General features: G+C 47.0%; 31 protein-coding genes and 1 pseudogene. 31 read left to right on the forward strand and 1 reads right to left on the reverse strand.

Annotation, left to right across the window (positions count from 1 at the left end):
• Positions 1–157: 157 nt before the first annotated feature.
• The 13 genes from E5329_RS21545 to E5329_RS21605 all read left to right on the forward strand — a co-directional run bounded on the left by E5329_RS21545 (position 158) and on the right by E5329_RS21605 (position 10,883).
• Complete coding sequence (locus E5329_RS21545; RefSeq protein ID WP_135991394.1) at positions 158–1,360, forward strand: PAS domain S-box protein; 1,203 nt, start codon at positions 158–160, stop codon at positions 1,358–1,360.
• Complete coding sequence (locus tag E5329_RS21550; RefSeq protein WP_135991395.1) at positions 1,357–1,743, forward strand: hypothetical protein; 387 nt, start codon at positions 1,357–1,359, stop codon at positions 1,741–1,743. The genes E5329_RS21545 and E5329_RS21550 overlap by 4 nt, the downstream gene beginning before the upstream one ends.
• A 26-nt stretch (positions 1,744–1,769) precedes the next feature.
• Positions 1,770–2,006: an SDR family NAD(P)-dependent oxidoreductase gene (locus E5329_RS21555; RefSeq protein WP_135991396.1), complete on the forward strand. Its 237-nt coding sequence runs from the start codon at positions 1,770–1,772 to the stop codon at positions 2,004–2,006.
• A gap of 44 nt (positions 2,007–2,050) precedes the next feature.
• A complete protein-coding gene (locus E5329_RS21560; protein WP_275443589.1) occupies positions 2,051–2,611 on the forward strand; it encodes an SDR family NAD(P)-dependent oxidoreductase in 561 nt (186 codons plus the stop codon).
• Between the two features lie 29 nt (positions 2,612–2,640).
• Entirely contained in the window at positions 2,641–3,693 is a 1,053-nt protein-coding gene (locus E5329_RS21565; RefSeq protein ID WP_135991398.1) for an agmatine deiminase family protein, read from the forward strand.
• A gap of 4 nt (positions 3,694–3,697) precedes the next feature.
• Entirely contained in the window at positions 3,698–4,207 is a 510-nt protein-coding gene (locus E5329_RS21570) for an SET domain-containing protein (RefSeq protein ID WP_135991399.1), read from the forward strand.
• Between the two features lie 329 nt (positions 4,208–4,536).
• A complete protein-coding gene (locus tag E5329_RS21575) occupies positions 4,537–5,532 on the forward strand; it encodes a phosphotransferase (protein WP_135991400.1) in 996 nt (331 codons plus the stop codon).
• A gap of 447 nt (positions 5,533–5,979) precedes the next feature.
• Positions 5,980–6,819: a MerR family transcriptional regulator gene (locus E5329_RS21580; protein WP_135991401.1), complete on the forward strand. Its 840-nt coding sequence runs from the start codon at positions 5,980–5,982 to the stop codon at positions 6,817–6,819.
• Positions 6,820–6,855: 36 nt separating this feature from the next.
• Complete coding sequence (locus tag E5329_RS21585) at positions 6,856–7,824, forward strand: serine hydrolase domain-containing protein (RefSeq protein ID WP_135991402.1); 969 nt, start codon at positions 6,856–6,858, stop codon at positions 7,822–7,824.
• A gap of 125 nt (positions 7,825–7,949) precedes the next feature.
• Entirely contained in the window at positions 7,950–8,768 is an 819-nt protein-coding gene (locus E5329_RS21590; protein WP_135991403.1) for a MerR family transcriptional regulator, read from the forward strand.
• A gap of 100 nt (positions 8,769–8,868) precedes the next feature.
• The gene (locus E5329_RS21595) at positions 8,869–9,921 is read left to right on the forward strand and encodes a BtrH N-terminal domain-containing protein (RefSeq protein ID WP_275443584.1); all 1,053 of its coding nucleotides are present in this window, start codon (positions 8,869–8,871) and stop codon (positions 9,919–9,921) included.
• 71 nt (positions 9,922–9,992) lie between these two features.
• Positions 9,993–10,421: a winged helix-turn-helix domain-containing protein gene (locus tag E5329_RS21600; protein ID WP_135991404.1), complete on the forward strand. Its 429-nt coding sequence runs from the start codon at positions 9,993–9,995 to the stop codon at positions 10,419–10,421.
• Positions 10,422–10,544: 123 nt separating this feature from the next.
• A complete protein-coding gene (locus tag E5329_RS21605; RefSeq protein WP_135991405.1) occupies positions 10,545–10,883 on the forward strand; it encodes a hypothetical protein in 339 nt (112 codons plus the stop codon).
• A 100-nt stretch (positions 10,884–10,983) separates the two neighbouring features.
• Here the strand turns inward: E5329_RS21605 and E5329_RS21610 are convergent, their stop codons facing one another.
• Complete coding sequence (locus E5329_RS21610; protein ID WP_135991406.1) at positions 10,984–11,328, reverse strand: helix-turn-helix domain-containing protein; 345 nt, start codon at positions 11,326–11,328, stop codon at positions 10,984–10,986.
• A gap of 381 nt (positions 11,329–11,709) precedes the next feature.
• Between E5329_RS21610 and E5329_RS21615 the strand changes: the two genes are divergently transcribed.
• The 18 genes and pseudogenes from E5329_RS21615 to E5329_RS21700 all read left to right on the forward strand — a co-directional run.
• On the forward strand, positions 11,710–12,516 hold the full coding sequence (locus E5329_RS21615) for a DUF3825 domain-containing protein (RefSeq protein WP_135991407.1): 807 nt from the start codon (positions 11,710–11,712) through the stop codon (positions 12,514–12,516).
• A 599-nt stretch (positions 12,517–13,115) separates the two neighbouring features.
• Positions 13,116–13,502 (forward strand): RNA polymerase sigma factor, encoded by a 387-nt coding sequence (locus tag E5329_RS21620; RefSeq protein ID WP_135991408.1) that lies wholly within the window; start codon positions 13,116–13,118, stop codon positions 13,500–13,502.
• Positions 13,503–13,586: 84 nt separating this feature from the next.
• Positions 13,587–13,787, forward strand: a complete 201-nt coding sequence (locus E5329_RS21625) for a hypothetical protein (RefSeq protein ID WP_135991409.1) — start codon at positions 13,587–13,589, stop codon at positions 13,785–13,787.
• The gene (locus tag E5329_RS21630) at positions 13,780–14,166 is read left to right on the forward strand and encodes an rRNA biogenesis protein rrp5 (RefSeq protein WP_135991410.1); all 387 of its coding nucleotides are present in this window, start codon (positions 13,780–13,782) and stop codon (positions 14,164–14,166) included. The genes E5329_RS21625 and E5329_RS21630 overlap by 8 nt, the downstream gene beginning before the upstream one ends.
• Positions 14,166–15,287 carry a DUF2800 domain-containing protein gene (locus E5329_RS21635; protein WP_135991411.1) on the forward strand — a complete coding sequence of 374 codons (1,122 nt, stop codon included), beginning with the start codon at positions 14,166–14,168 and terminating at the stop codon, positions 15,285–15,287. The genes E5329_RS21630 and E5329_RS21635 overlap by 1 nt, the downstream gene beginning before the upstream one ends.
• A gap of 16 nt (positions 15,288–15,303) precedes the next feature.
• Positions 15,304–15,876 carry a DUF2815 family protein gene (locus tag E5329_RS21640; protein WP_135991412.1) on the forward strand — a complete coding sequence of 191 codons (573 nt, stop codon included), beginning with the start codon at positions 15,304–15,306 and terminating at the stop codon, positions 15,874–15,876.
• Between the two features lie 90 nt (positions 15,877–15,966).
• Complete coding sequence (locus E5329_RS21645) at positions 15,967–17,895, forward strand: DNA polymerase (RefSeq protein WP_275443586.1); 1,929 nt, start codon at positions 15,967–15,969, stop codon at positions 17,893–17,895.
• Entirely contained in the window at positions 17,871–18,239 is a 369-nt protein-coding gene (locus E5329_RS21650) for a hypothetical protein (RefSeq protein ID WP_275443588.1), read from the forward strand. The genes E5329_RS21645 and E5329_RS21650 overlap by 25 nt, the downstream gene beginning before the upstream one ends.
• Positions 18,236–18,427, forward strand: coding sequence for a hypothetical protein (locus E5329_RS21655; RefSeq protein ID WP_135991414.1), 192 nt, complete (start codon positions 18,236–18,238; stop codon positions 18,425–18,427). Before E5329_RS21650 ends, E5329_RS21655 begins: the two co-directional genes overlap by 4 nt.
• The gene (locus E5329_RS21660; RefSeq protein WP_135991424.1) at positions 18,408–18,839 is read left to right on the forward strand and encodes a DUF7768 domain-containing protein; all 432 of its coding nucleotides are present in this window, start codon (positions 18,408–18,410) and stop codon (positions 18,837–18,839) included. The genes E5329_RS21655 and E5329_RS21660 overlap by 20 nt, the downstream gene beginning before the upstream one ends.
• Entirely contained in the window at positions 18,836–21,076 is a 2,241-nt protein-coding gene (locus tag E5329_RS21665; RefSeq protein WP_135991415.1) for a phage/plasmid primase, P4 family, read from the forward strand. Before E5329_RS21660 ends, E5329_RS21665 begins: the two co-directional genes overlap by 4 nt.
• 161 nt (positions 21,077–21,237) lie before the next feature.
• Positions 21,238–21,519: a VRR-NUC domain-containing protein gene (locus E5329_RS21670; protein WP_135991416.1), complete on the forward strand. Its 282-nt coding sequence runs from the start codon at positions 21,238–21,240 to the stop codon at positions 21,517–21,519.
• Positions 21,500–22,864: a DEAD/DEAH box helicase gene (locus E5329_RS21675; protein ID WP_135991417.1), complete on the forward strand. Its 1,365-nt coding sequence runs from the start codon at positions 21,500–21,502 to the stop codon at positions 22,862–22,864. Before E5329_RS21670 ends, E5329_RS21675 begins: the two co-directional genes overlap by 20 nt.
• A 113-nt stretch (positions 22,865–22,977) precedes the next feature.
• A complete protein-coding gene (locus E5329_RS21680) occupies positions 22,978–23,439 on the forward strand; it encodes a sigma-70 RNA polymerase sigma factor region 4 domain-containing protein (RefSeq protein ID WP_135991418.1) in 462 nt (153 codons plus the stop codon).
• Positions 23,440–23,619: 180 nt separating this feature from the next.
• Positions 23,620–23,931 (forward strand): HNH endonuclease, encoded by a 312-nt coding sequence (locus E5329_RS32290; RefSeq protein WP_275443590.1) that lies wholly within the window; start codon positions 23,620–23,622, stop codon positions 23,929–23,931.
• A gap of 231 nt (positions 23,932–24,162) precedes the next feature.
• Positions 24,163–24,696 (forward strand): P27 family phage terminase small subunit, encoded by a 534-nt coding sequence (locus tag E5329_RS21690; RefSeq protein ID WP_135991420.1) that lies wholly within the window; start codon positions 24,163–24,165, stop codon positions 24,694–24,696.
• A gap of 6 nt (positions 24,697–24,702) precedes the next feature.
• Positions 24,703–25,959 carry a site-specific DNA-methyltransferase gene (locus E5329_RS21695; RefSeq protein ID WP_135991421.1) on the forward strand — a complete coding sequence of 419 codons (1,257 nt, stop codon included), beginning with the start codon at positions 24,703–24,705 and terminating at the stop codon, positions 25,957–25,959.
• Positions 25,956–26,570: pseudogene (locus E5329_RS21700) on the forward strand (DNA cytosine methyltransferase); the annotation flags it as partial. The gene E5329_RS21695 and the pseudogene E5329_RS21700, both read left to right, overlap by 4 nt.
• Positions 26,571–26,649: the final 79 nt, after the last annotated feature.

The raw sequence follows: 26,649 nt of genomic DNA on the forward strand, positions 1-26,649 counted from the left end.
AAAAAGGAACCTTTTACAATTCAAATGTAAAAGATTCCTTAAGTTAATGACATTGAGTAAAATGTAGGGCGATACGTAAACTTTATGAAAAATTAGGAGTATGTGAGCCATATAAATACCTACATCCTTAATAAAAGCTAGATAAAGGAAGATAATTATGGAGTTGGATACATTATGTGAAAAATTTGAATCGGGAGATATTTCAAAAGAAGATTTTATTGCTGAACTTAAGAAAATGCGAGCATTTTCTAAAACAGATCGATTTAAGCTGAAAGTTGTAGATAATGCTCCATTTTCAATGTGGGCATGTGATGAAGAATATATAATTCGCTATTGGGAATGTGAATGTGAACGTATTTATGGTTATTCTTCAGAGCAAGCAATTGGTAAACGCTTTTTGGAATTATTTGTCGCTGCGCCTGAGCGAAATCAGGCGGAACTAGAATGCAAAAAAATTATTGAGGGACGTAGTGCGCCCGGAGAATTTATTAATAATATGGCAGTTGATTTTGATAGTTTGGGTAGAGATGTAACCCTTATGACGAATTGTTTTCGGATTTTCGATGATGAATCTCAAAAATGGTTACAGGCCGAAATTGCATTACCAACGGATGTTGAAAAAGTAGTGCAAAAACATGCTGACATACTTCGCAATTATCAAAAACTTCAATCAACTATTGCCCGATATGAAAATGATAAAAAATCTTTTTTAGAAAGCGTGGGTGCAAGGGTTAAGGATTTAACTGCTGTTACAAGAAAAATCCTTAATAGTCGAAGAAAAAGTATACTACAGACAGAAGATATTGAAAAACTTGATTCTCTGCAATCTACTATTGATAAAACTAGAAGAAAAATTATTGGTAGTATTGATGAAAATTTAAAAATTATTCAAGAGGCGAAGTCAATTGAACAATGTTCGGCAGCTTCTGATGATTATGTGTCATGTAAAAATGTATGTAGGCAAATGCTTGATGATATTCAAGATTATCTTGATGATATCGTTGAAGAATTAAAAGTTGACAGTATCACCCATACCATTGAATTGAATCAGGCGAGAAGTGAAGCGATAATAGAGAGTGATGCAGAAGGAAATACATTGCTTTTACGGATAAATAATTTGATTCAGATTGCTTTTGACACCTCAGATAATTTATCGTTTAGGAGTAATAATGATATTCCACGAAAAAAGATTGAACAATATACATCTTATGTGGGTGATGTTCAAAAATTATTATCTTCCTTAAAGGCTAAAATTAGTCAATGCACTAGTAAGTCGCAAATTGCGAATTGCCGTGTTGAGTTTACAAGAAATTTAAAAAGAATTGAAAAAAACTTAGATAGTAATGAGGAAAGTGTATGAAGTTTTTTGCTAAAATATTTACTAAATTGAATCAATCATTATTTTCTTTTTTTAGCGGGATTTGTGTTTCTCTTTCGCTTAATATTTTTACAACCATTTTAATGGATAGTTCTAAGTATTTTTCAATTTTGAATGTATTGTCTGTTGTACTAATGATGGTGGGTAGTGGAATATTTATTTTGGAATCGGTGTTGCTTCAAAATTATTCCGAAATAATTATGAATGCAAAAAAAATTAAAATGAGTATTGAAGAGATATGTAGTTCACCGAAAATAAAAGAAGTAGTAATTAAGCTAATGGTTTACTTATTTGTGGCATTGGTTTTAGTTATTGCAAGTTTGCTTTTGCTTTATTGTGATTTTAATTGGTGTGCAAATTTATAATAATTTATAATACTGGAGGTATTAATATGAAAAGAGCATTAGTTACTGGAGTATCATGGGATACTGGTATTGGGTTTGCTATTACTAAGCAGCTTGTAAGCGATGGTTATTATGTTTACGCAATTTATCACAGCGAAGATTCAACTGCATTAGAAATACTATCAAAGGAGTTTAAAGATAGAGTGCAATGTATTCAATGTGATTTGACTAATAGGAATTCTGTTTATACATTGATTGAGACCCTCAAAAAAATACCTATTTAGATGCGATTGTAAATAATGCAGGTGCTTTTAGCGGTGAAGAAAATATTGATGATTATGATATTAGTGAATGGGATCGAGTATTTGCGGTAAATGTAACTGCTCCATTGCTTTTAAGTGTCGGGCTTAAGAGTATTCTGAATCCAAATGCGGTAATTATAAATATGGTTAGTACTGATGGTCAAAAAGGATCGTTTTCAAGTATATCTTATGCAGCGAGCAAGGCAGCTTTGATTAATTTGACGGATAGCCTTGCAATTAATTTGGGGTATGATGAGAAAAAAATCCGTGTTACTGCGGTATGTCCTGGGTGGGTAAAAACTTTTGATGAGAATGATCCGGCATCCTCAGAGATGGTTCCATTTATTTCAAGAAGCACAGGATCTCAGCTTTGTCCACTTGGTCGATTTGCTGAACCTAAAGAAATTGCTAATGTTGTAAGTTTTCTTCTTTCTGATAAAGCGAGTTTCATTTCTGGTGGTTTTATTCCTGTACATGGTGGCTATAGCAGTGTTAGCTTTGATTTGTATGCAGAATCGGGAAGGAATTTTGACGGTTATCATCCAGAAGAGGCTGTTCGTATACAAAAAGAGAAAATGAGTCAATAAAGATAGAATTAAGGAGGACGGTGTTACCTATGGGTGGTGCTGGTAGATTAATTGCAGAGTTTGAGCATCATCAAGGAACTATTGCAATGTATCCGTTTAGAACGGATATTTGGCGTTGTAATGCGGAATATATGCAAAAGTATGTTGTTGAGTTAGTGCAACGTATAGCAAAATATGAGCATGTTTATTTAGTATGTCGTGATGCTGATATCTCAACTTTGGATTATTTGACTAAGCAAAATATAACGCTTGTTCCGATTGAATATAATGATATTTGGGCGCGCGATATTGGACCAACATTTATCGAAGAGAATGATGTAATTAAATGCATTAATTGGAAATTTAATTCATGGGGTGGATTAAAAGAAGGTTCATATTATCCTTGGGATCAAGATGATGCTTTTGCTGATAGGATGGCAAAATATTTAGGATTAGAAAGCAAACGCATAAATATAGTGTTAGAAGGAGGATCGATTCATACTGACGGAATTGGAACACTTTTTACAACACGAAGTGTTCTCCTTAATCGTAATAGAAATCCATTTAAGTCACTTTCTTATGTTGAAGACATCCTTAAAAAGACTCTTTATGTTGATAAAGTTGTTTGGCTTGATCAGGGGCTTGCGCTAGATGAAACAAATGGGCATATTGATAATATCATGTCGGTAGTTAAGCCACATGAGGTGTGTTTGGCTTGGACTGATGATAAAAAGAATATAAATTATAAAAGAGTCCATAAAGCATATGAAGTGTTGACTAAACAGTATGATTGCATTATCCATAAGATTCCATTACCTCCAATGCAATATATGACATTAGAGGAGACTAGAGGATTGACACAGAATAGTAATGCTATTGATAGAAATTCGGGCGATTTGCTTCCAGCATCATATCTTAATTTTTATTATGTGAATGGAGGAGTTTTCTTGCCTGCCTTTGGGTGTATGGAAGATGCAATTGTATTAAAAATATTTAAGAACATATTTAAGGATCGGAAAATTGAGCAGGTTTATAGTCGTGAGCCGTTGCTTGGAGGCGGGGGTATTCATTGTATCCTCCATGAAATTCCGTATTTGAGGTAAAATTATGAAATCAAGAATATCTCCTAAAGTTGAAATACGTACAAGTGAAATTAATAAAAAAGGAATGTTCGCAAAAGAATTAATACATAAGGGTGAAATTGTTTATGTAAAAGGAGGACATGTTATTACAAAAAATGAACTTTTTAGTTCATCAGTTATTAATAGCTATTTGCCTATTTCAGATGATTATTTTATAGGTGCATTAAATGTTCAAGAAGAAGAGGATATTAAACTATACAATAATCATTCCTGTTCCCCTAACTGTGGTATGCATGGAGAAATTTCGTTTATAGCAATTTGTGATATTTTGCCAGGAGAGGAATTAACTATAGATTATGCGTTTATAGACAATGAGGATTATGCATTTGAATGTAATTGTGGCAGTCCAAAATGTAGGCATATTATTACAGGATATGACTGGAAGATAAAAAGATTACAAGATGAATATTATCCATATTTTGCACAATATTTGAAAGATAAAATAGATATTGCTCGAAAAAAGAAAGATTTGTAATTTTTATAAAATCATAATTATATATCTGATGTAGTAGTCTATATTCAAGATTTTTGCACAATATGCAAAATAAAGGTTTATAAAAGGGGCGTTTGATTTAAGCATCATGTTGTTTTTCTGTATTTTTGATTGAACTAATAAATTTATGTGCAAGAAATATGTGACAAGGTTCTTAGGGGGAATTGAAACGAAGTATCGCTTTTGATGCGGACATATGTACAGTCAAAAGCAGCAGCAAGCGTAGTCTTGTCTTTTGCAACGATATCTTCATTGTTGCTTTAGTGGTTATTATTTCTTTGTTCAAAAAATAGAAAGTAGGTAAAGTAACAATGGATACATTGCAAATGTATTTTAATCGTATAGACGTTATCGAAAATAATTGTTTCAATATTCTTGCTAAGTTGGTTTGTGAAGTGTATCGTTTAGGTATATTTCAAAATGCTGAAATAATTCCAATTGGATATGAAGACTTCAATGCCATGATAAGTACATCTACAGGGAAATACTTGGTTAAAGTTTTTAATAATAAACGTACTGATGATAATGCCTATCAATGTATTGAACGAACAAAACAGGCAAGCGAAAACGGGTTACCTGTTCCAAGAGTGTTCCCAAATGCTCAAGGAGATTTTTTATCTTATATGTATATAGGCTCTTCGCGATTTCGTTTAGCAGTTATTGAGTATGTTGATGGAGTAAATTTTCATCAATTAGGAATTAAGCCTACAAACGATGAGTTGATATCGCTGGTCGAAATGGCATACAGTCTTTCTAAAATTAAATATGTACCTCCATTCATTGATGATGAATGGTCAATCAAAAATTTTCTTCGGGAGTTTCGGCTTAAGCGTTCACGATTAACCAAACGGCAAATTTCGTTAATTGATCCTATTTATGATTCCTTTGCTAAATTTAAATTTGATGCTTTACCGAAAACTTTTGTTCATGGTGATATAACAAGTACCAATATTTTGAGGGACAAAATGGGAAAACTTTGGTTAATAGATTTTTCGGTTTCAAATTATATGGCGAGAATAATTGAGGTACTTATCATCTGTGATGATTTAGCTTTGGTGGTGGGCGAAAGAGAAAAATCAAAGGAACGAGTTAGCTTGTGTTTTGATTTATGGTGTCGTAAAGTTGGTGCCACAACTTTTGAACGTGAAGCCTTTCCGCTTTTGTTTGCGGTTGCAAATGCAATTAACATTATGAATACAGAAATTGAGAGACAAGAAGGTATGGATTCAGAGGAAAATATGATGAATATGTGTCAAGGGTTATGGGGATTATCTTTGATCTCATCCGATAATTTACATTTACTTTAGAAAAAGCATAAAACTATAAAAATTAGTTTTTCTATAATAGGTAGGGGAAAGTGGTATGCTTTTTTCCGTGTGACATATTGAGTATGACGTGTTTATGTTACAGATAGAAATAGAATAGCGTAGAAATGTAGAAACTAGGCGATGTCGGGAGTTTGAACAATTTGGAAGAATTGCTCAAACTCCCAGATTTTTTTGTTTGCTAAACTGTGTGGAAACATATTCACTGCTTTTTGGGTGAGATAGTTGAGTGGACAAGATAGGTATGGGTATGTTGTGGAGATAGGATGGTTAGATGACTTGCAATTCATTTATTATTCGTTTAAAATGCTACTACCTTGAAAAGGCAGGCACTCAGCTTCATTCAAATTGCTGGACAGGGAATTAAAAGTGCCGTTGACTTTCCCCTTAGGGTAAAGTTTATACTGAGCTTGGAAGGAGGGCTCGCATATGCTTACAATTGGAGAATTTTCAAACATATGCAGGGTATCTACAAAAACTCTTAGATATTATGCTGAAATAGGATTGATACTGCCGGATGAAATCAATCCGGAAAATGGTTATCGGTATTATTCCATCGAGCAATTGGAAAAAATGCTGCTGATTAATCGTCTGAAGGATTATTGTTTTTCTTTGGAAGAAATCAAATCAATTTTGGATTCGGAAGAACGGATGGATGAGGTACTTTTTACTGCACTTAATAAAAAGAAAAAAGAGATTGCAGTAAAGGTACAGAAGTTTGAAAATACACTGCATCAGATAGACAGCGATATATTAAATATGAGGAACGGAAAATCTATTATGTCCTATATGGAAAACATTGATGTACGGCTAGTCGAGATACCGATGATGTATCTTCTGTCGATACGGAAGAATGTTTTAGAGCATGAGTTTTCAGAAGAATATGGTACCTGCTTTGGAAAACTATTTCGGAAAATGGAAGAGAAGAAACTAACAGCGGCTGCTCCTCCAATGGTACTGTTTCATGACGATGAGTATACACCATTTGGATTAGATACGGAATTTGCAATCCCGATAAGAGAGTATGCGACTGGAACAAGAGATTTTTGTCCTGGGCTATGCTTGAAAACAGTTGTGCAGGGTTCTTACTCACAGCTTCCTTCAGTTTACGCTAAACAAATAGAGTGGGCAAAAAGGGAAGGTTATGAAAACAGCAATGCGTTGTATGAGGTATATGTAACAGACCCTGCAGAGGTTTCAAAGGAAAGCGAACTTGTTACGGAGGTCTATTATCCGGTTAAAAAGAAGGGTTCAAAAGACCGAAATTGAAAGCAGATATTGTGAAGTACATGAAAGGAAGAAAATATGAACCAGATAAAAATTAAAGAGTTGGAACAGATTATAAGCAGCAAATATGGAAATACCACAGGCATCGTCATAATAAAAGATGGCGCTGTATCTTATGAAAAATACTTTAAGGGCTGCACTGCGAATAGCCGCGTTCATATCTATTCCGTGACAAAAAGCATTATTTCAATATTAATTGGGATTGCTCTGGATAAAGGATACATTAAAAATATTGAGGAGAAAGTGCTGGTTTACTTCCCGGAATACAAAGTGAAAAGGGGAGAGAGAAGAATACAGAATATTACCCTAAGAGATATGCTGACAATGACGGCACCTTATAAATATTGTTTTTTTGCACCTTATATAAAATATTTTACAAGTAGTGACTGGGTAAAATTTTCGCTTGATTTATTAGGCGGTCGTGGGAAGATAGGGGTATTCCGATATGCCCCATTGATCGGGCCGGACATCTTATCGGGAATTTTAGTGAGGGCAACAGGGCAACCCGTATTAGATTTTGCGGCAGAGAATTTATTTGAGCCGCTTGGAATTAAAGTGGAAAATAATTTACTATTCGAAAGCAAAGAGGAACAATTGGCATTTAACCAGTCTAAGGATATTAGCGGATGGGTAATAGATTCCATGGGGATTCATGCGGCAGTCTGGGGACTTACGCTTACACCAATGGATATGGCAAAGATTGGGCAGTTATATCTGAATGGCGGTATGTGGGAGGGGAAGCAGATCATTTCCTCAAAATGGGTAGAGGACAGTACAATAGAACACAGCCGATGGAAAAAAGAGAATCTGCCCTATGGATATCTATGGTGGGTAAATGAGGATGGCTATGCAGCAATGGGAGATGGCGGCAATATCATTTATGTAAACACAAAGAAAAAGCTGGTGATTTCTATTGCAGCTCTTTTTGTACCCAAAGCAGGGGACAGAATAGAATTAATCAAGAAATTCATTGAGCCTATTTTATGAGATGAACAAAATTGTATTATCAGTTGACTTTATCACAAAGACGATTTATAGTGTCATCGACCAAGAAAAAGGATTGACTCTCGTATTATATGAGGGTTTACACTTAAAGTCAGGAGGTGGTTTCTTTGCTGAAAATAGGAGAATTTTCAGTCTTGTCACAAATCAGTATCCATATGCTCCGGCACTATGATGAGATTGGTTTGCTGATTCCTGAGCATGTGGATGATTTCACGGGATATAGATACTACAGTGAATGTCAGCTCCCGATAGCCAACAAGATACAGGCGTTAAAAAGTATGGGGTTGGGATTAGCCTTAATCAAGGAAATATTGGCGAAATATACAGGCAATGACCAACTGAAAGATTATCTCGAACTCCATGCGGTGGAACAGCGGGAGAAAATCGCGAATTTGCAAAAACAATTGAATCTAATCGAAACAACCATAGCGAATTTGGGACATGTTTCAGATATCCCTTTGTACAGTGTGGCGCTCAAAAAATTTCCTGCCCATAATGTGATTAGTATCAGAGGGAGAATAGCAACCCCAGGGAATGAAGCTGTTCTCTGGGAAAAGCTGGCAAAGGAGAGAAAATCACAAAAAATACAATTTGCAAATCCGCTTTTGAATATTGCGGTATTCCATGATGAAGGATTCAAAGAATATGATTTGGATGTGGAGATACAGCAGGCGGTAGTCGGCACGTATCATGACACAGAGGCAATGAAATTTAAGAAAATTGAAGAAACAACGGCAGCAACGCTTACGTTTAAAGGGCAATACGGCTTGCTTCCAGAGGCAAATGAGGAAATCATACGGTGGATTACTGATAATCATTACAGGCTTGATGGGAAACGCTTCAACATATACCATGTATCCCCGGAAACGGAACAATCAGTAGAAGATATGGTTACAGAGGTGTGCTTTCCTGTAAAACCGTTATGAAAGAAGATGCTGCAATTTAGCGGCATCTTTTTTCACAATATTACTTGACTCTCGGACAATGCAAGGGTTTAAACTTAAGCGGAGCAAAGGAGGAAAGCGTATGAAGCGATTGGAATTGCCGCATCAGTTGGCGGATTATTTATGTCCGGTGAATGGGCTGTGTGATGTTTATGAGTGGAAAACAGGAAAACGGATACCGGAAGAACTGATTTTCTATTCCAAGGCCGGTTTTCAGATGATTTCCCAGAAGAAAGCAGCAGTGCCAAAAATGATTTTCATGGGGCAGGGAAGCATTGGAAAGCGGGAATATGAATTCTGGAAAGGGATCATTGGGTATGAAGTGATAGCAGGTGAAGGAAAATGTTTTCGGACAACTTGGAAAAACGTCAGGGAATTATTGAATCAGGATATACCTGTCATACTGTTTGGCTTGGATATGTTCCATTTGCCTTATCAGGGTAAGTTCTATCATAAGCAGCATATTCCTGGTCATGTTGTTCTGATGATAGGTTACGATGAAGCAAATGTATATGTTCATGATAATTCTAAGACAGAAGTGCAGAGCATCCCGATTGCAGAACTGGAACTGGCATGGGAAGAAGATTATATAGGGATAAGCAAGAAAAATGCGTATTTTGGGATCGATATGAAGTCCCCGGAGACAGATATGGCATGGATTGTACAAAAGGGGATAGGGAAAAATGCAGAAACCTATTTATCCTCACCATTAAGTTTTATAGGGCAGAGGGGTCTTGACAGATTCGTCGGGGAATTCCCGGAATGGAAAAACATATTTTCTGAAGAAGAATTACAGAAAATATATTCCCACTTTATTGAATACACGGGAAGCATTCTCCCGGAACTTCCTTATGAAATCAGTGGGCGGAGATCAGGAATTATCAATCCGCACAGGGCATCCAGGGATAAATTTGCACAGGCGCTTGTGAAGCATAAGGATTCTTTTGGGGAAAGAACCTGGGAAGATGCGGCTCGGCATTTTCAGAAAAGCGGGGAAATTATCGAAGAAATCGTAAATGGCTTCATTGGAGATGTGGCAGGGCATTCTTTCAGGAATCCTGAAAAATATATTCCGCTATTCCAAGCGCTAAAAAAACATGAAGAGGACGCATTCCGTAACATTCTGAACGCATAGAACGGAGTAAAATCATATATTTGTCAGGGCATTTCCTTTCTTCAAAGAATCTGACAGAGGAGGTGAGCGATATGGGAAAACTGATAGTTCTTTCTTTGGATGAATCGGAAAGAAACATATATGACAAAATACTGGAAATTGTTAGTGAAGCTGATATCAGCATAGACAGAGAAGTGGATGTGAATCTGGGTGAAATACAAATTGGCGAATTGGTCATTATACCGGGGCAGCACAGGGTTTTAAGACAAGGCAAGGAAGTCAATCTGACAAACATCGAATTTCGGATTTTGTATATGTTAGCAATTCATCAGGGGATAACGCTTTCTAAAGAAAAGATTTATAATTATGTTTGGAATGGGGAGTATCTTCAAGATGACAGCAATATTACTTCCCATGTCCGTCGGCTTCGCAAGAAAATAGAGAATGATCCAAGCCAACCAGAATATATTCAGACAGTGCGAGGGGTTGGCTATAAAATAAATAGTTTGAAAAGGGAATGAGCCGTGTTCTTGTGTATTGGGAACACTGCCCATTCCCTTTTCTATAACAGGCTTGATTTTTAGGTGGTGTAATATCTGCGGATATGTTAATAATGATAATAAGATTTGAAGGAGGGCATAGGTATGCGGAATAAAATATGGGAACAGGTCGGACAGTTTTTGAACCGGCTGCGCTGTGAGAATGTAACAAGGGATACTGCGATAGAGGTGCCAGGCTACAGGGAAACCCAGGAGGAAATGGAAGGGCTTCGTGAGAAATGCGAGGCAACGATACAGCAGCTCCCCCAGGAACAGAGGAAGTTGCTTCTGGAATGGATGGCCAAGCTGGAAGATATGAATTCACTGGAAGGACAGAAGGCATACTGCCAGGGATATGTGGACTGCATCCTCCTATTAAGCGGCATGGGGCTATTGCGGCAGGATCTATCCACAGAAGAATTTATGAAATGGATACAGCAGTAAAAGAGGCTCATTTTTGCACAGAAAATTCTGTTGCAGGAATGAGCCTTTAAAATGCAGGGAAAAAGTGACAGAAACACCGCCTGGATACCGCATTCATCTGTTACTCTGATTCTGGGAGCTTTTCACTCACAGACAGAAGTGCCTCTGTTGTGGCAAGGATGACTTTGAGCTGTCCTTCGTCGCAGCGGGTCAGCAGTCGCCCGATTTTCTGGTATGTATCATCAGCCTGGTTTTGGTTGGGATAAATCACAGTGTCTGCTGACAGGTTGAAGTAACGGATGACCTTTTCAAAGACCTCATAGCTTGGGCTGTTCCGAAAACGCTCAAGGTCTTTCAGGTATGACAGGGAAATATCCAGTATTTCAGCTAATTCGGCCTGGGTAAGTTTTTTATCCATTCGTGCATTTTTCAACACCATGCCGAACTGTTTTGGATGAAGAGCCATAGTTTCACCTCCTAGAAGTATGATAGTGCCATACCATGCAAATGTAAAAATGGCGTGACGGTACTATTTTAGAATGGCGTAACCATACTTTTGATGGAAATGGGGTATTTTGTGATGGATAAAGGAGCAATGATGCGGTCAAAAAAATCCAGGTGACATCTGCAGATATTTACACCATCGAAGGTATGGCTGAACCATACTTGTATAGAGGAAATCCATATATAGGGAAAAGATACAAATGCAGTTTTAACTGTATGGGTATCTTTTCCCTATTTTGCGTTATGGGTAAAACGGTCAGGTGCCGTTCTCCCACGTGATGGATATTGTTCGTAAGGGCTGCATCGGGAATACAATCAGAGATTTTAGGAAAGGAACACAGTCATGGAAACAGATTTATTCGATTTTGCATATATACCGGACTGGTATGGGCAGTTGGAGGAACTGGAAGGGATGGTGCTGCCGGAACCGTGGCAGTTTAAAAGGCCGTCGATTGAAACCAAAAATCAGGACACCCCTATTTTGGAAAGATATATACATATTATTTTTCGCAAGCAAAGTATTGATTATAATTCAGCGGAGGAGAAAGCGGAGGCGGCGCGGTATTTTCATATAGAGAATGAATGTGCGTGTTTCCACACGGGGCTCTATACGGAACGGTATAAGGCAGTTTATGCGTTTTTTGACCGTAATAAGAGGCGTGATTCCATGTTGGACTGGTATTTCAGAGGCTTTTGTGACGAGGTCTCACCAAGGCTGAAATATATAGAGCCACTGCCGGAGAGGCCCCATTACCATGTTGCGGGAAGGGATACCAGTTTTAATCCGGACTGGCCTATCAGGGTGAAAGTGGAACATATTTTAGGGGATGAAGAGAATATGGGGCGCATCCCTTACAGAATCCGCAGGGCGAAGAATCTGCCTCTGCTGTTGGAAACGGCGGTAGAGCTTGCAAGGAGAAAAGCTGTTATTGAACCGGGGATAGTCGTGCCGCAGGGATACCAGGGCAGGATACAATACCTTCTGCCCGTATATCTGACAAATATGAAGAAGCCGGATCTTGCCATGACGCTGTCTGTTATGGACGGATACTATCTGGGGCATACCTGCCTGACTTTGGAGATGGCCTATCTGAACGCCAGAGTGATTTCCAGGCCGATGGCTCCATGGCTTACCGAACTTGTAAAATGAAAAATTGACAGCCGGTTCATATACCTCCGAAGAAAAACAGGAACAGGTAAGAAAGAGGCGTATATGGAATGTGCAGGAAAAAGGAGGCATGGAAGCATGAGATAAAAAAGCGTATGCGTCCTGTGCGGTGTCCAAAATGTGGAGGGCGCATCATGGATGCAAAAATAGATACGAAAGTACAGTTTGTTACACCGTCAATGGGACGGTGCCCCGATTTTATTTTGAAATGCGACCGGTGTGGCGCTGAAATCGGGGTAGTAAAAATTGAATAGAAGATATCGATCTGCTTTGGATTTTATGTCTAAGGCTGACCGGGGCGCTGCGGCAACACGGCAGTTTCCATAAGGAATGTATATGGGAATGGGAAACGGACAGCTAAACCGGGACAAGGATCACTCGTTTGTTTGAGCATGATGCACGGTGGGATGGTTTCATTCTGGGAAAACGGTCAGACCACCATGATACCGTCTGAAATATGGCGGAGACGACATTGAGCCTGGCAGGCGGCACTTTTTGTGCTGCTTGTCAGGCTCTTTTTCTTTTTGTCCGTTGCAGCCATGAGTGCTGCTTGCCGAGCTCCGGAAAGGAGAACGGCAAAAATGAAAATCAGTTACACATTTGCAAACGGAGAAAATTCAGAGGTTGAGGTTAATGAAGAGATAGGCACATTCATCCTTGATTCCAGACGGGAGGAGGACAACCTCGGACGGAAGGAACGGTACCATTGTTATTCCCTTGATGCGGCGGAGTTTGAAGGGGAAGATATGGCGGACTTTGAAACGCCGGAAACGGCAATGATAGGGCAGTTTGACAGGGAGCATATTGTGGAGGCTCTTGGAAGCCTGTCGGAAGTGCAGAGGCGGAGGATTCTGATGCTGGCGCAGGGGCTTTCCGTCCGGGAGATTGCCCGCAGGGAGGGGAAGGAAATCAAGACCATCCGGGAGTCCATTGCTGGCGCAAGGGAAAAATTTAAAAAGTTTTTTTGAAAAATACCCCCTCAAACAGCCCTCCAAATCTCCGTATAGTGAGGGGCACCAAAATGCAGCCCTTCGGAAAGCGGAGGTGACAGGATGAAGCAGACATTACAGATCAGTGTTTCAAAAAAGCCTGTGAACGGTGGTGCGGTCAGTGTGCGCCGTGTTTCCATAAGAGAACGTTTTATGCGTTTCCTCTTTGGGGATACGGTCCGGCTGACGGTCATCGTTCCGGGAAATTCGGTGGAGGAACTTTCCATCAAAGAGATTGCGGAAGGGGGACTGGTACATGAGTAAGATCAAACTTTTGCTGGATGTCATCGGGGATTTACGTTCCCTTGCAGACAGCCTGCAGGCCGTTGCGGATGCGGTGGCGGACAGCAATGCGGCAGAGGCGGAAATGACGACCACGAAGGAGCCGGAGGAAACCGGGAAAGCGGGCAAGACAGGGAAGTCCGCAAAGAACACGGCGAAGAAAGATGCGAAGGCGGCAAAGCTGGAGCCGGAGGAGAAGCCGCTGACGCTGGAGGAAGTCCGCGCGGTGCTGGCGGAGAAGTCCCGCTCCGGACACACGGAGGAAGTGAGGGAACTGCTTGCAAAGCACGGTGCGGATAAGCTGTCGGAGATCGACCCGGCGGAATATGCGGCGCTGCTTGCGGAAGCGGAGGTGCTGTGATGGGGAGACACGCATTACTGTCCGCATCCTCCAGCCATCGGTGGCTTGCCTGCCCGCCATCGGCAAGGCTCTGTGAGAATTACGAGGACACGGGGAGCGAATACGCACAGCAGGGCACCGATGCCCACAGCCTGTGCGAACACAAGCTGAAGCTGTCCCTTGGGGTGGAAACCGAAGACCCCGCGGATGGGCTTGCTTTCTATGATGAGGAGATGGAGGAATGTGCCTGCGGCTATGCGGAGTATGTCCTTTCGCTGGTGGAGGAGGCAAAGAAAACCTGCAAAGACCCGGTGGTGTTGATCGAGCAGAGATTGGACTTCTCACGGTTCGTGGAGGAAGGCTTCGGCACCGGCGACTGTGTCATCATCGCAGATGGGGCGCTGTATATCATCGACTACAAGCACGGCAAGGGCGTGGAGGTTTCCGCAGAGGGGAATCCGCAGATGATGCTGTATGCCCTGGGCGCTTTGGAGCTGTTTGATGGTATCTATGACATCGAGTCTGTCCGCATGGCAATCTACCAGCCGCGCCGGGAGAACGTCAGCGTGTGCGTGATGGCGAAGGATGACCTTCTCCAGTGGGCGGAGGGTAAGCTTACCGAAAGGGCGAAGCTGGCCTATGCTGGGGAGGGCGAGTTCTGTGCAGGGGAACACTGTAAATTCTGCAAGGCGAAGGCAGTCTGCAGGAAACGGGCGGAATACAATCTGGAGCTTGCGAAATATGACTTCGAGATGCCCGCCACGCTGGAGGATGACGAGATCGCGGCAATCCTCGTGAAAGCGGATGAGCTGGCGGCATGGGCGGCGGATGTAAAGGAGTTCGCATTGCAGCAGGCGTTAAGCGGAGTGAAGTATGCCGGCTTTAAGATTGTGGAAGGCCGCTCCAACCGGAAGTACACGGACGAGGATGCCGTGGCGGATACCGTGAAGAAGGCAGGCTTCGACCCATATGAGCCGAAGCTCCTCGGCATCACGGCCATGGAGAAGCTGCTCGGAAAGAAGAAGTTTGCGGAAATTTTGAAGGGCCTTGTGGAGAAGCCGCAGGGCAAGCCTGCGTTAGTCCCGGAGAGCGACAAGCGGCCGGAGATGAACACGGCGCAGGAAGATTTCAAGGAAGAATAGTCAGGAGGAAAATCATATGTCAAACAATGTAAATAATCCAACGAAAGTAATCACTGGTCCGAACACCCGGTGGAGCTACTGCAACGCATGGGAGGCAAAGGCAATTAACGGCGGCACACCGAAGTTCTCCGTTTCCCTCATTATCCCGAAGTCGGATAAGAAAACCATTGCCAAGATCGATGAGGCAATCAAGGCAGCATACCGTGAGGGCGAGGCAAAGCTGAAGGGGAACGGCAGGAGCGTACCTGCGCTTTCCGTCCTGAAGACCCCGTTACGTGACGGGGATGTGGAGCGCCCGGACGATGAAGCCTATGCGGATTCCTATTTCGTCAATGCCAACAGCACTACAGCTCCGGGAATCGTGGATGCGGACCGCCAGCCGATCCTTGACCATTCCGAGGTGTACAGCGGCGTGTACGGCAGGGCGAGCATCAATTTCTACGCTTTCAACAGCAATGGCAATAAGGGTATCGCCTGCGGGCTGAACAATTTACAGAAAATCCGTGACGGGGAGCCGCTTGGCGGGCGTTCCCGTGCGGAGGATGATTTTGCGGATGAAGCCGGGGACGATGAGGATTTCCTCTCCTGACGGCATAACAGGGATACACTGCCGGGTGGCGGGAAATGGGCGACTGCCTTTTCCCTGCCGCCCTTAAGGCGGTGAAAGGAGCTGGTGGAATTGAAGTGTATCAGTATTGACATTGAGTCGTATTCGGATGTGGATTTATCCAAATGTGGAGTTTATAAATATTCTTCCTCCCCGAACTTTGAAATCCTGTTGTTCGGATACAGCGTGGACGGCGGTGAAGTAAAGGTGGTCGATGTCGCCTGTGGGGAGGAAATCCCTGCGGATATCATGGCGGCACTCTCGGATGAATCTGTTACCAAGTGGGCGTTCAATGCCATGTTCGAGAGGGTGTGTCTGTCAAATTATCTTGGGGAATGGCTGGATCCGGAATCATGGAAATGCTCCATGGTCTGGTCTGCCACCCTTGGCCTCCCGCTGTCTTTGGAGAATGTTGGCACAGTGCTTGGGCTGGAAAAGCAGAAATTGTCAGAAGGAAAAGACCTGATCCGGTATTTCTGCGTACCCTGCAAACCGACCAAGGCGAACGGCGGGCGGACACGGAACCTGCCGGAGCATGACAGGGAAAAGTGGGAGCGGTTCAAGGCATACAACCTCCGCGACGTGGAGGCGGAAATGCAGATACAGCAGAGGCTTTCAAAGTTCCCCGTGCCGGAGTTTGTGTGGGAGGAATACTGGCAGGATCAGGAGATTAATGACCGGGGCATCGGCGTGGACATGGAGATGGTCAAAAACGCAATCGCCATGGACGGACGTTCCAAAGCGGAGCTGTCGGCTGCTATGAAGGAACTGACGGAACTGGAGAACCCAAACTCGGTGCAGCAGATGAAGCAGTGGCTCTTGGAGAACGGGATGGAAACGGATTCGCTGGACAAAAAGGCGGTGGCCGCAATGCTGGAGGATGCGCCGGAGCCTTTGAAAACCGTGCTGACGCTCCAGCAGCAGCTTGCCAGGTCATCTGTTAAGAAATACCAGGCAATGGAGAATGCGGTGTGTGCGGACAGCCGGGCGCATGGGATGTTTCAATTCTACGGTGCTAACAGAACCGGCCGGTACAGCGGGCGCATTATACAGTTGCAGAACCTTCCGCAGAACCATATCCCCGATCTGGAACAGGCACGGGAGCTGGTGAAAGCCGGGGATTTCGATGCCCTCTCTATTCTCTATGAGGATATCCCGGATACGCTCTCGCAGCTCATCCGCACGGCATTCGTGCCGCAGGACGGGAGGAAGTTCATTGTGGCGGACTTTTCCGCCATCGAGGCGCGGGTGATCGCGTGGATCGCCGGGGAGCGGTGGCGGCTGAAGGTGTTCGAGGGCGGCGGGGATATTTACTGCGCCTCGGCAAGCCAGATGTTCCATGTGCCTGTGGAAAAGCATGGCGTGAACGGGCATCTGCGGCAGAAAGGGAAGATTGCCGAATTAGCCCTCGGCTATGGCGGATCAGTCGGGGCATTGAAATCCATGGGAGCTTTGGAGATGGGGCTTGCGGAGGAAGAACTGCCGCCGCTTGTGTCGGCATGGCGGGATTCCAACCCAAGCATTACGGAGTTCTGGTGGGCGGTTGACCGCACTGTGAAGGAGTGCGTCAAAAAGAGGATGCCCACGGAAACACACGGTATCCGGTTTGACTACCAGAGCGGGATGCTGTTCATCACATTATTTTCCGGCCGGAGGCTTGCCTATGTGAAACCGAGGATTGGCGAGAACCAGTTTGGCGGGGAGTCCGTCACCTATATGGGCGTGGGCGGCACGAAGAAATGGGAGCGGCTGGAAAGCTACGGTCCCAAGTTTGTAGAGAACATTGTGCAGGCCGTCAGCCGGGATATTTTGTGTTATGCCATGCAGACGCTTCGGAACTGCTCCATTGTGGCGCACGTCCACGATGAGATCATCATTGAGGCGGACAGGAGGATGTCCCTTCCCGCCGTGTGTGAACAGATGGGAAGGACGCCGCCCTGGGCGAAAGGCTTACTGCTCCGGGCGGACGGTTATGAATGTTCGTTTTACAAGAAGGATTAGTCGGGAGGTGTGCAATGGAACGGCTGCGGATTGAATACGGGACGGGATACATGGAACTTATTGTGGAGGCGTTCTTCCCCTGCAAGATGCCGGCGATGAGGAAAGCCGCAAGGCTCATCAATCAATACTGCACGGATGAGGCAAGGGCAGAGCTGTTTTCGGAGCTGCGGGAGATGGCGGACGGGTACAATGCTCTCTGCGGTATGTACAGAGAAACAGAGGAGGCGCTTCCGACGGATTCCCCACAGCGGAGGCACTGGAGGGCGCAGTTCAACAAAACGGAAGTCCTCCGCAGAAGGATGGAGGGGAATATCAGATTGATTTCAGGAGGCGGAAGGGAATGAGCAGAGCGGCAATGCAGGTGTGCAGGGCGCATGGCGACTGTTTCGCAAACAGGGGCGGCGTCTGCACCTGCTTAAAGGACAATGACTTTGGCGGGAGGGACTGTCCGTTTTATAAGCCTGCGGACACGGTCCGGAAAGGGAGCTGCAGGCAGAATGGAGGTATGGTTGATGGGAATCAGCAGATATAACAGCGAGGGATACAGCGACCCGACAAGCCATGCGGCGTTATCGGGGATCAGGAGGGAAGAAAGGGCGGCGAGGCGGGCATACCGGCCGCTTGTCTATATATGCTCCCCGTTTGCCGGGGATACGGAAGGCAACACGCAGAAGGCGAGGCGGTACAGCCGGTTTGCGGTGAAGAACGGCGCGATACCGCTCGCCCCGCACCTGCTCTTTCCGCAGTTTTTGGATGACGGGAAGCCTGCGGAGCGGGCAATAGGGATGTTCATGGGGATGGTGCTGCTTGGGAAATGCGAGCAGCTATGGGTGTTCGGTGGCATCATATCCACGGGGATGGCGGCGGAGATCGAGAAGGCGGAGAAGCGGGATATGCCGGTACGCTATTTCACGGAAAACTGCGAGGAGGTCTGCAAATTATGAGGATGACTTTTTATACGGCGAACTGCAGGGGGAATGCGAAGAACAGCCTCTACCCCAACAGGCGCATCATTGACAATGAGGATGACTGCATGGAGGTAATGACGTTCGACCATGTGTGCGCGGAATTTAAGAACTGCCGTAGGAGCGGGGACAATTTCCTCTCCTGCGATGTGGACGTGATGGACTGCGACAATTCCCATTCCGACAATCCGGAGGACTGGATTCACCCGGAAAACCTGGAAGAAAAAATCGGGAAGGATGTGGCGTTCGTTGTGGTGCCGAGCCGGAATAACATGAAGCCGAAGGAGGGGAAGTCTGCAAGGCCGAGGTTCCATGCGTATTTCCCGCATGATCCTATCCATGACGGGGAGGCGTGCGCCAGTCTGAAGAAAGCCATACAGCAGAAATTCCCGTTCTTCGATGCCAAGGCACTAGATTCTGCCCGTTTCATTTTCGGGCATCCGGCAGACTCCATCTTGTGGCATGAGGGCGAGATCACCATTGACTGCATCGTGAAGCCCCAGGGCGGCAGGGAGATACCGCAGGGGCAGCGGAACGCCACCATGTCCCATTTCGCGGGGCGCGTGGTGAAGCGGTACGGGGCTACGGAACGGGCGCATGAGATTTTCATGGAGGAGGCGGCAAAATGCAATCCGCCTCTTGAGGATGCGGAGCTTGCCATGATCTGGCAGAGTGCCTGCCGCTTTGCGGAGAAGGTGCAGGGGCAGGAGGGCTATGTGGCACCGGATGCCTATAATGACGAGTTCGGGCGGGAATCGCTGAAGCCGGGGGATTACTCTGACATCGGGCAGGCGAAGGTGCTGACAAGGGAATACGGCGTGGAGCTGCGCTATACGGCGGCCACGGACTACCTCCGTTTCTGCGGGCAGTATTGGGTGGAATCCAAGCAGCAGGCAGTGGGCGCGGCGGAGGAGTTCCTCGACCTACAGCTTGCGGACGCAAAGGATGAGATTGCCCGGACGAAACAGGCGCTCATGGACGCAGGCATTTCAGAGGATGCCATTACTTCCGGCGGCAAGTCGCTGGAAAAGAAGATAAGCGGAGGGCAGATGGACGCCTACCTTGCGTATATGTCCGCTCAGGCGTATAAGGCGTTCGTGATGAAACGGAGGGATATGAAATATGTGGTATCAGCACTGCAGGCGGCGAAGCCGATGCTGGAGATCAGCGTATCCGACCTGGATAAAGACGGATTCCTCCTGAACACGCCGGATGGCACCTATTACCTCCCGGACGGGCTGGCGGGAAAGCGCGACCACAGCCCGGAGGATTATATCACAAAAATAACGGCGGCGGCTCCCGGCGATAAGGGTGAGAAACTGTGGCTGGATTCCCTGGACACTATTTTCTGCGGGGATGCGGAACTGATTGATTATGTGCAGCAGATCGTGGGCATGGCGGCAGTGGGGCGTGTCTACATGGAATCGCTGGTCATTGCCTACGGGGAGGGAAGGAACGGCAAATCCACATTCTGGAACACCATAGCCCGTGTGCTTGGCACCTACAGCGGCAATATGTCCGCCGACACCCTGACCGTGGGCTGCAAGCGGAACGTGAAGCCGGAGCTTGCCGAGGCGAAGGGCAAGCGACTCATCATAGCCGCCGAGTTGGAGGAAGGGATGCGCCTGAACACCTCCGTGGTGAAGCAGATGTGTTCCACGGATGAGATTTTTGCGGAGAAAAAATATAAGGACCCTTTCAGCTTCACGCCGAGCCATACCCTCGTGCTGTACACCAACCACCTGCCGAGGGTGGGCGCGAATGACCCTGGGACGTGGCGGCGCTTAATCGTGATCCCCTTCCATGCCAGGATAGAGGGCGCCGGGGATGTGAAGAACTATGCCGATTTCCTCGTTTCGGAGGCAGCACCGGCTGTCATGAAGTGGATCATTGAGGGCGCACAAAAGGCAATCAGCCGGAACTTCCACATCCCGTCCCCTGCCTGCGTGGAAGAGGCCATCAAATCGTACCGTGAGGACAACGACTGGCTTGGGCATTTTTTGAATGAGTGCTGTGAAATGGCACCGGGATATACGGCGAAGTCCGGGGAGGTCTATCAGGAATACCGCAGCTATTGTCTGAGGACGGGCGAGTACACCAGAAGCACGGCCGATTTTTATAATGCGCTGGAATCTGCAGGCTTCAAAAAGCAGAAGAAAAAGGATGGGGCGTATATTTTGAAAATGCGGCTGAAAGCCTCTGATTTTGCGGATTGACAGGCCCAGGGGTGACGGTCGGTGATGGTCTTGGTATAAACCCCCTTTAGGGCAGTTTTTTCAGTAAAAAATCACTTATAGAGGAGTTTTAGGTACGGGTGTCACCGACCGTCACCCGAAAGCCTAGAACGCTTGAAAAATAAGGGATTGGAGGCATATGCATGAAAGAGAAAACCATAGAGCAGAAATTCAGGGCGGCAGTCAAGGCCGCCGGGGGCTTGGCAGTAAAGTTCACATCGCCCGGTTTTGATGGGATGCCTGACAGACTGGCACTTCTCCCGGATGGGAAAATGGCATTCGTGGAGGTAAAAGCTCCGGGGGAAAAGCCACGCCCCCTGCAGCTTTCCCGGCACAGGCTGTTACGGCGGCTTGGATTCAAGGTGTATGTGCTGGATGACGAATCGCAGATTGGAGGGATTATTGATGAGATACAGTCCGCATGAATACCAGAGATATGCCACGGAATATATCGAAACGCACCCAGTGGCGGCAGTCCTATTGGACATGGGGCTTGGCAAAACGAGCATCACGCTGACGGCCTTAAATAATCTTCTGTTTGACAGCTTCGAAGTCCGCCGCATTCTGGTAATCGCCCCGCTGCGTGTGGCACGGAACACATGGGGAGCGGAGATTGAAAAATGGGATCATCTGGACGGCCTGCATTATTCCGTAGCCGTGGGGACAGAGACAGAACGGCTGTCGGCGCTTCGGAAACAGGCAGACATCTATCTCATCAACCGTGAGAACGTACAGTGGCTGATTTCCGAAAGCGGCATACCGTTTGACTTCGACATGGTGGTAATCGATGAACTGTCCTCCTTCAAGAACCACCAGACGAAGCGGTTCAAGGCATTGATGAAAGTCCGTCCGAAGGTAAAACGCATTGTTGGGCTGACCGGCACGCCAAGCAGCAACGGCCTTATGGATTTATGGGCGGAGTTCCGGCTGCTGGATATGGGCGAGCGGCTTGGCCGGTTTATCGGGCAGTACCGCACCTCCTACTTCCGGCCGGATAAGCAGAACGGGCAGGTGGTATTTTCCTACAAGCCGCTGCCGGGAGTAGAAAAGCAGATTTACAGCAGGATATCAGACATCACCATTTCCATGAAGTCCACCGACCACCTGCGGATGCCAAAGCTGATAAATTCCAGATACACCGTGTATCTCTCCGAGAAGGAAAATTCGCGGTATGCGGAACTGAAGGAGGAACTGGTTCTCCAACTTCCCGATGGAGAGGTCACAGCCGCCAACGCCGCCTCTCTTTCCGGGAAGCTGTCGCAGATGGCAAACGGGGCGGTGTACACGGATGCTGGGGAGACGGTTCCCGTCCATGAGCGGAAGCTGGATGCACTGGAGGACATCATTGAGGCGGCAAACGGAAAGCCGGTGCTTGTGGCCTACTGGTTCCGGCATGACCTTGAGAGAATTTCAGAGCGGCTCCAAAAACTGAAAATCCCATATGCGAGGCTGGACACTGATGGAAGCATCCGGAAATGGAACGCCGGGGAAATTCCGGTGGCCTTAATCCACCCGGCAAGTGCTGGACATGGTCTGAACCTCCAGGGCGGAGGAAATACGCTGGTATGGTTTGGGCTGACATGGAGCCTTGAGTTATACCAGCAGACGGTAGCAAGGCTGTGGCGGCAGGGGCAGGCATCCGAGACCGTGGTGGTGCAGCACATCATCACGAAAGGGACCATAGACGAGCGGATCATGAAGGCGTTATCCAAGAAAGACACCACGCAGGCTGCACTGATTGATGCGGTGAAAGCAGACCTTAAGATATAGGCGGTGAGAGCTGCCTCCAGTCAAAAAGCAAATCTGAGCCAATCAATGAAAATCAACGACAATCCATGAAAATCCGGGGGAAGCAAATATTTTTTGATTGGAGGTATTGGAATATGGGAATCGCATGGAAGTACCTGGATAAGAAATCAGCGGCGGCAGATGCGGTGAAGGATTATGGCAGCATGAAGTTTATCATTGAACATACGGATGATGAGATCAAGGCGGCATATGAAAAAATGGGCGGAGTCAGCAGCCCGCAATTTGACGGGATGCCCCATGCACACAATCCCCATGCCGCAGAGGACAGGATGGCGGAGGGAGTGGATGAGATCAGCGTTCTGAGGGAGCGGTACCGGCAGGCAGTGGAATATATGGCGTGGTTCGTCCCGGCATGGGAGGAGCTTTCGGAGGATGACCGTTATGTGCTGGATGCGTTCTACAGCGAGGATAATGAGTACGGCAGCAGTGCAGCGGAGGATGTGGCGGACTATTTCGGGATTGAGCGGGCATCCGCATACAGGAGAAAGAATCGGGCCTTGGCAAAACTGACTACCCTGCTGTTCGGCAAACCATAATGTCCACTTTGTGAGATGATTTATCCGTTTGGACGTGGTATGCTTATAGCATGAAAAAATGTCAAGAGGGCCTTCGCGGGAGCAATTGGAATCCTGCGGGGGCTTTCTTTATGCCAGAAGGAGGTGAGGCAGATGCCAAGGAAACCGAAGAGGCCGTGTTCCTTCCCCGGATGCCCGAAGCTGACGGAGGGACGCTTTTGTGAGGAGCATGGGAAGCAGGAGAACCGTCGCTACGAGAAGTACGACCGTGACCCGGTTGTACGCCGTAGGTATGGGAGGGCATGGAAGCGTATCCGTGACTGCTACGCTGCCAAGCACCCGTTCTGTGAGGAGTGCCGGAAGAAAGGATTGCTGCGGCCGGTGGAGGAAGTACACCATAAGCTGCCATTGGCAGAGGGCGGGACGCATGACGAGGAGAACCTCGTGTCGCTGTGCCAGCCCTGCCATGCGAGGATTCATGCGGAGCGCGGCGATCGCTGGAATAAACATTAAATCATTGTGTGCAGGTTCCCTGTGAAGATTTCTGCCGGCCGGGAGGGGCGGGTGAAATCTCCACAAGGGACCCACCGGGGAACGGGCGTGGGGCGTCACGCACAAAAACCGGAAATCAAACGGGGGATTGACCCCTCGGAGATTTCCCTGAAATAAAGGCTTTTAAGGTGCTGCGGCGTTTGATTTCCGCAGCATTTTTTCAAAGAAAATCAAAGAAACGGGGTGGAAACGGTGGCAAAAGACGGCAGCGGACGCGGCGGCGCAAGGCCGGGGGCTGGGAGAAAACCGAAAGCCCTCACGGAGAAGATCAGCGAGGGGAAGACGGCGGAGGTGATGATGGAGCCGGCCGAGCTGGAGGGCGTGGATGTGCCGCCCGTAAAGGACTTCCTGAAATCCCCGCAGAAAAGCGGGAGGGAACTGGTGGCGGAGGAAGTATATCAGGAAACCTATGTCTGGCTGAAGGCGAGGGGCTGTGAAAAGCTGGTCACCGTGCAGATGGTGGAGCAGTACGCCATGAGCGTGTCCCGGTGGATTCAGTGCGAGGAGATTGTTTCCTCCACTGGATTTTTGGCGAAGCACCCGACCACTGGGGCCGCCATCGCTTCCCCTTACGTTTCCATGAGCCAGTCCTACATGAAACAGACCAATTACTGCTGGATGCAGATTTACCAGATCGTGAAGGAGAACTGCTCGGTAGAGTTCCAGGGCAACACACCGATGGATGATACGATGGAGCGGCTGCTCTGCGCAAGGAAAGGAGTGTAGAGGAAAATGGGAAAGACGACAACAGAGATGCAGCTCATCCCTTTGGGGAAGCTGGTGCCTTATGTGAATAACGCGCGGACGCACTCGCCGGAGCAGCTCACGAAGCTCCGCTCGTCCCTGCGGGAGTTCGGCTTCATCAACCCGGTCATCATCGACCGGGACTTCAATGTCATCGCGGGGCATGGCAGGATTGCCGCCGCAAAAGAGGAAGGCATGGAGGAAGTGCCGTGTGTGTTCGCAGACTTCCTGACGGAGGCGCAGAAGAAAGCCTACATCCTTGCGGACAACCGCATGGCTTTGGACGCGGGATGGGATGAGGAGCTGCTCCGTATTGAGATTGAAAGTTTGCAGGGTGCGGATTTTGATGTGTCCCTGACAGGCTTCGGCGAGGATGAGATTGCCGACCTTTTTGCCGGGGACGGGGAAAAGGATGTGAAAGATGATGACTTTGACCTTTCCGCCGCATTGGAAAAAGCGGCATTCGTGGAGCGGGGCGATATCTGGACGGTGGGCAGGCACAGGCTGGTGTGCGGCGATGCCACCAGTGCGGAGGATGTGTCGGCGCTCATGGACGGGAATAAAGCAAACCTCATCGTGACGGACCCGCCGTATAACGTCGCATTCAAGAGCGGCAGCGGGCTTTCCATCCAGAATGACAGCATGGAGAACGGGGAGTTCTACACTTTTCTGAACAATTCCTTCCAGAACATGGCAGAACATCTGGAAAAAGGCGGTGCGGCGTATGTGTTCCATGCGGACACGGAGGGGCTGAATTTCAGAAAAGCGTTTGTGGACGCAGGGTTCCACCTTGCCGGGGTGTGCATCTGGGTGAAGAATTCCCTCGTGCTTGGACGCTCGGATTACCAGTGGCAGCATGAGCCGGTTTTGTATGGCTTTCTGAAGAACGGGAAGCACCCGTGGTATTCTGACCGGAAGCAGACCACCATATGGAACTACGACAAGCCGAAGCGGAACAAAAACCACCCGACCTCGAAACCGCTCGACCTGCTCGGCTACCCGGTCTGTAATTCCTCCCAGGAGAACGCCATCGTGCTGGACACCTTCGGCGGCAGCGGCTCCACGATGATGGCGTGTGAGCAGACAAACCGTATCTGCTGCATGATGGAGCTGGATGAGAAGTATGCGTCCGTCATCCTGCGGAGGTATGTGGAGGACACCGGGGATTTGGAAAATGTGTTTGTGGAGCGGGGCGGGGAGAAAATCCCGTACTCCGCACTGGTAAAGGAGGTGGAGACGGAATGAATGCGGACGCTATAGATATCCATAGAAGCAGATCCGGCACTGGCGGCGGAGACACACCGAATCCGCAGACTGCGGATTCACGGCTGACCCTCGGCAGCCTCTTTGACGGCTCCGGGGGATTCCCGCTCGGCGGGCTGCTTGCGGGCATCACGCCTTTATGGGCATCAGAAATTGAGCCGTTCCCCATCCGGGTGACCACGAAGCGGCTGCCCTTTGTGAAACACTTAGGCGACATTTCCGCGGTGGACGGCGCGAAGGTCGCCCCCGTGGACATCATCACCTTCGGCTCACCCTGCACCGATATGTCGGTGGCCGGCAAGCGGGCGGGGCTGGACGGGCGGCAGTCGTGCCTGTTCTATCAGGCAATCAGAATCATAAAGGAAATGAGGTGTGCAACAGATGGAAAATACCCAAGGTTTATCGTATGGGAGAACGTCCCCGGCGCCTTCTCCTCCAACAAGGGGGAGGACTTCAAGGCAGTCCTCGAAGCGGTCTGCTCCGTCAAAGACGAAAGTGTTTCTGTACCTGGACCTCCGAAGGGGAGATGGGCAAACGCAGGAACTGTCGTGGGGGACGGATTTTCCCTCGCATGGCGGGTGCTTGACGCGCAGTAATGTTTAGCTCAACATTATTGGGCTAATGTAAAGCGAAAAATAATGTAAAGTCGCCTCCTTCAAATGCCAGATATGC

It is taken from the genome of Petralouisia muris, assembly GCF_004793545.1.
GTDB classification, from domain to species: domain Bacteria; phylum Bacillota; class Clostridia; order Lachnospirales; family Lachnospiraceae; genus Petralouisia; species Petralouisia muris.

What these genes read in the sequence shown, in the direction of transcription:
- E5329_RS21545 (WP_135991394.1), top strand. Translation starts at nt 158, where the DNA reads ATGGAGTTGGATACATTATGTGAAAAATTTGAATCGGGAGATATTTCA.
- E5329_RS21550 (WP_135991395.1), top strand. Translation starts at nt 1,357, where the DNA reads ATGAAGTTTTTTGCTAAAATATTTACTAAATTGAATCAATCATTATTT.
- E5329_RS21555 (WP_135991396.1), top strand. Translation starts at nt 1,770, where the DNA reads ATGAAAAGAGCATTAGTTACTGGAGTATCATGGGATACTGGTATTGGG.
- E5329_RS21565 (WP_135991398.1), top strand. Translation starts at nt 2,641, where the DNA reads ATGGGTGGTGCTGGTAGATTAATTGCAGAGTTTGAGCATCATCAAGGA.
- E5329_RS21570 (WP_135991399.1), top strand. Translation starts at nt 3,698, where the DNA reads ATGAAATCAAGAATATCTCCTAAAGTTGAAATACGTACAAGTGAAATT.
- E5329_RS21575 (WP_135991400.1), top strand. Translation starts at nt 4,537, where the DNA reads ATGGATACATTGCAAATGTATTTTAATCGTATAGACGTTATCGAAAAT.
- E5329_RS21580 (WP_135991401.1), top strand. Translation starts at nt 5,980, where the DNA reads ATGCTTACAATTGGAGAATTTTCAAACATATGCAGGGTATCTACAAAA.
- E5329_RS21585 (WP_135991402.1), top strand. Translation starts at nt 6,856, where the DNA reads ATGAACCAGATAAAAATTAAAGAGTTGGAACAGATTATAAGCAGCAAA.
- E5329_RS21595 (WP_275443584.1), top strand. Translation starts at nt 8,869, where the DNA reads ATGAAGCGATTGGAATTGCCGCATCAGTTGGCGGATTATTTATGTCCG.
- E5329_RS21600 (WP_135991404.1), top strand. Translation starts at nt 9,993, where the DNA reads ATGGGAAAACTGATAGTTCTTTCTTTGGATGAATCGGAAAGAAACATA.
- E5329_RS21605 (WP_135991405.1), top strand. Translation starts at nt 10,545, where the DNA reads ATGCGGAATAAAATATGGGAACAGGTCGGACAGTTTTTGAACCGGCTG.
- E5329_RS21610 (WP_135991406.1), bottom strand. Translation starts at nt 11,328, where the DNA reads ATGGCTCTTCATCCAAAACAGTTCGGCATGGTGTTGAAAAATGCACGA.
- E5329_RS21615 (WP_135991407.1), top strand. Translation starts at nt 11,710, where the DNA reads ATGGAAACAGATTTATTCGATTTTGCATATATACCGGACTGGTATGGG.
- E5329_RS21620 (WP_135991408.1), top strand. Translation starts at nt 13,116, where the DNA reads ATGAAAATCAGTTACACATTTGCAAACGGAGAAAATTCAGAGGTTGAG.
- E5329_RS21625 (WP_135991409.1), top strand. Translation starts at nt 13,587, where the DNA reads ATGAAGCAGACATTACAGATCAGTGTTTCAAAAAAGCCTGTGAACGGT.
- E5329_RS21630 (WP_135991410.1), top strand. Translation starts at nt 13,780, where the DNA reads ATGAGTAAGATCAAACTTTTGCTGGATGTCATCGGGGATTTACGTTCC.
- E5329_RS21635 (WP_135991411.1), top strand. Translation starts at nt 14,166, where the DNA reads ATGGGGAGACACGCATTACTGTCCGCATCCTCCAGCCATCGGTGGCTT.
- E5329_RS21640 (WP_135991412.1), top strand. Translation starts at nt 15,304, where the DNA reads ATGTCAAACAATGTAAATAATCCAACGAAAGTAATCACTGGTCCGAAC.
- E5329_RS21650 (WP_275443588.1), top strand. Translation starts at nt 17,871, where the DNA reads ATGTTCGTTTTACAAGAAGGATTAGTCGGGAGGTGTGCAATGGAACGG.
- E5329_RS21655 (WP_135991414.1), top strand. Translation starts at nt 18,236, where the DNA reads ATGAGCAGAGCGGCAATGCAGGTGTGCAGGGCGCATGGCGACTGTTTC.
- E5329_RS21660 (WP_135991424.1), top strand. Translation starts at nt 18,408, where the DNA reads ATGGGAATCAGCAGATATAACAGCGAGGGATACAGCGACCCGACAAGC.
- E5329_RS21665 (WP_135991415.1), top strand. Translation starts at nt 18,836, where the DNA reads ATGAGGATGACTTTTTATACGGCGAACTGCAGGGGGAATGCGAAGAAC.
- E5329_RS21670 (WP_135991416.1), top strand. Translation starts at nt 21,238, where the DNA reads ATGAAAGAGAAAACCATAGAGCAGAAATTCAGGGCGGCAGTCAAGGCC.
- E5329_RS21675 (WP_135991417.1), top strand. Translation starts at nt 21,500, where the DNA reads ATGAGATACAGTCCGCATGAATACCAGAGATATGCCACGGAATATATC.
- E5329_RS21680 (WP_135991418.1), top strand. Translation starts at nt 22,978, where the DNA reads ATGGGAATCGCATGGAAGTACCTGGATAAGAAATCAGCGGCGGCAGAT.
- E5329_RS21695 (WP_135991421.1), top strand. Translation starts at nt 24,703, where the DNA reads ATGGGAAAGACGACAACAGAGATGCAGCTCATCCCTTTGGGGAAGCTG.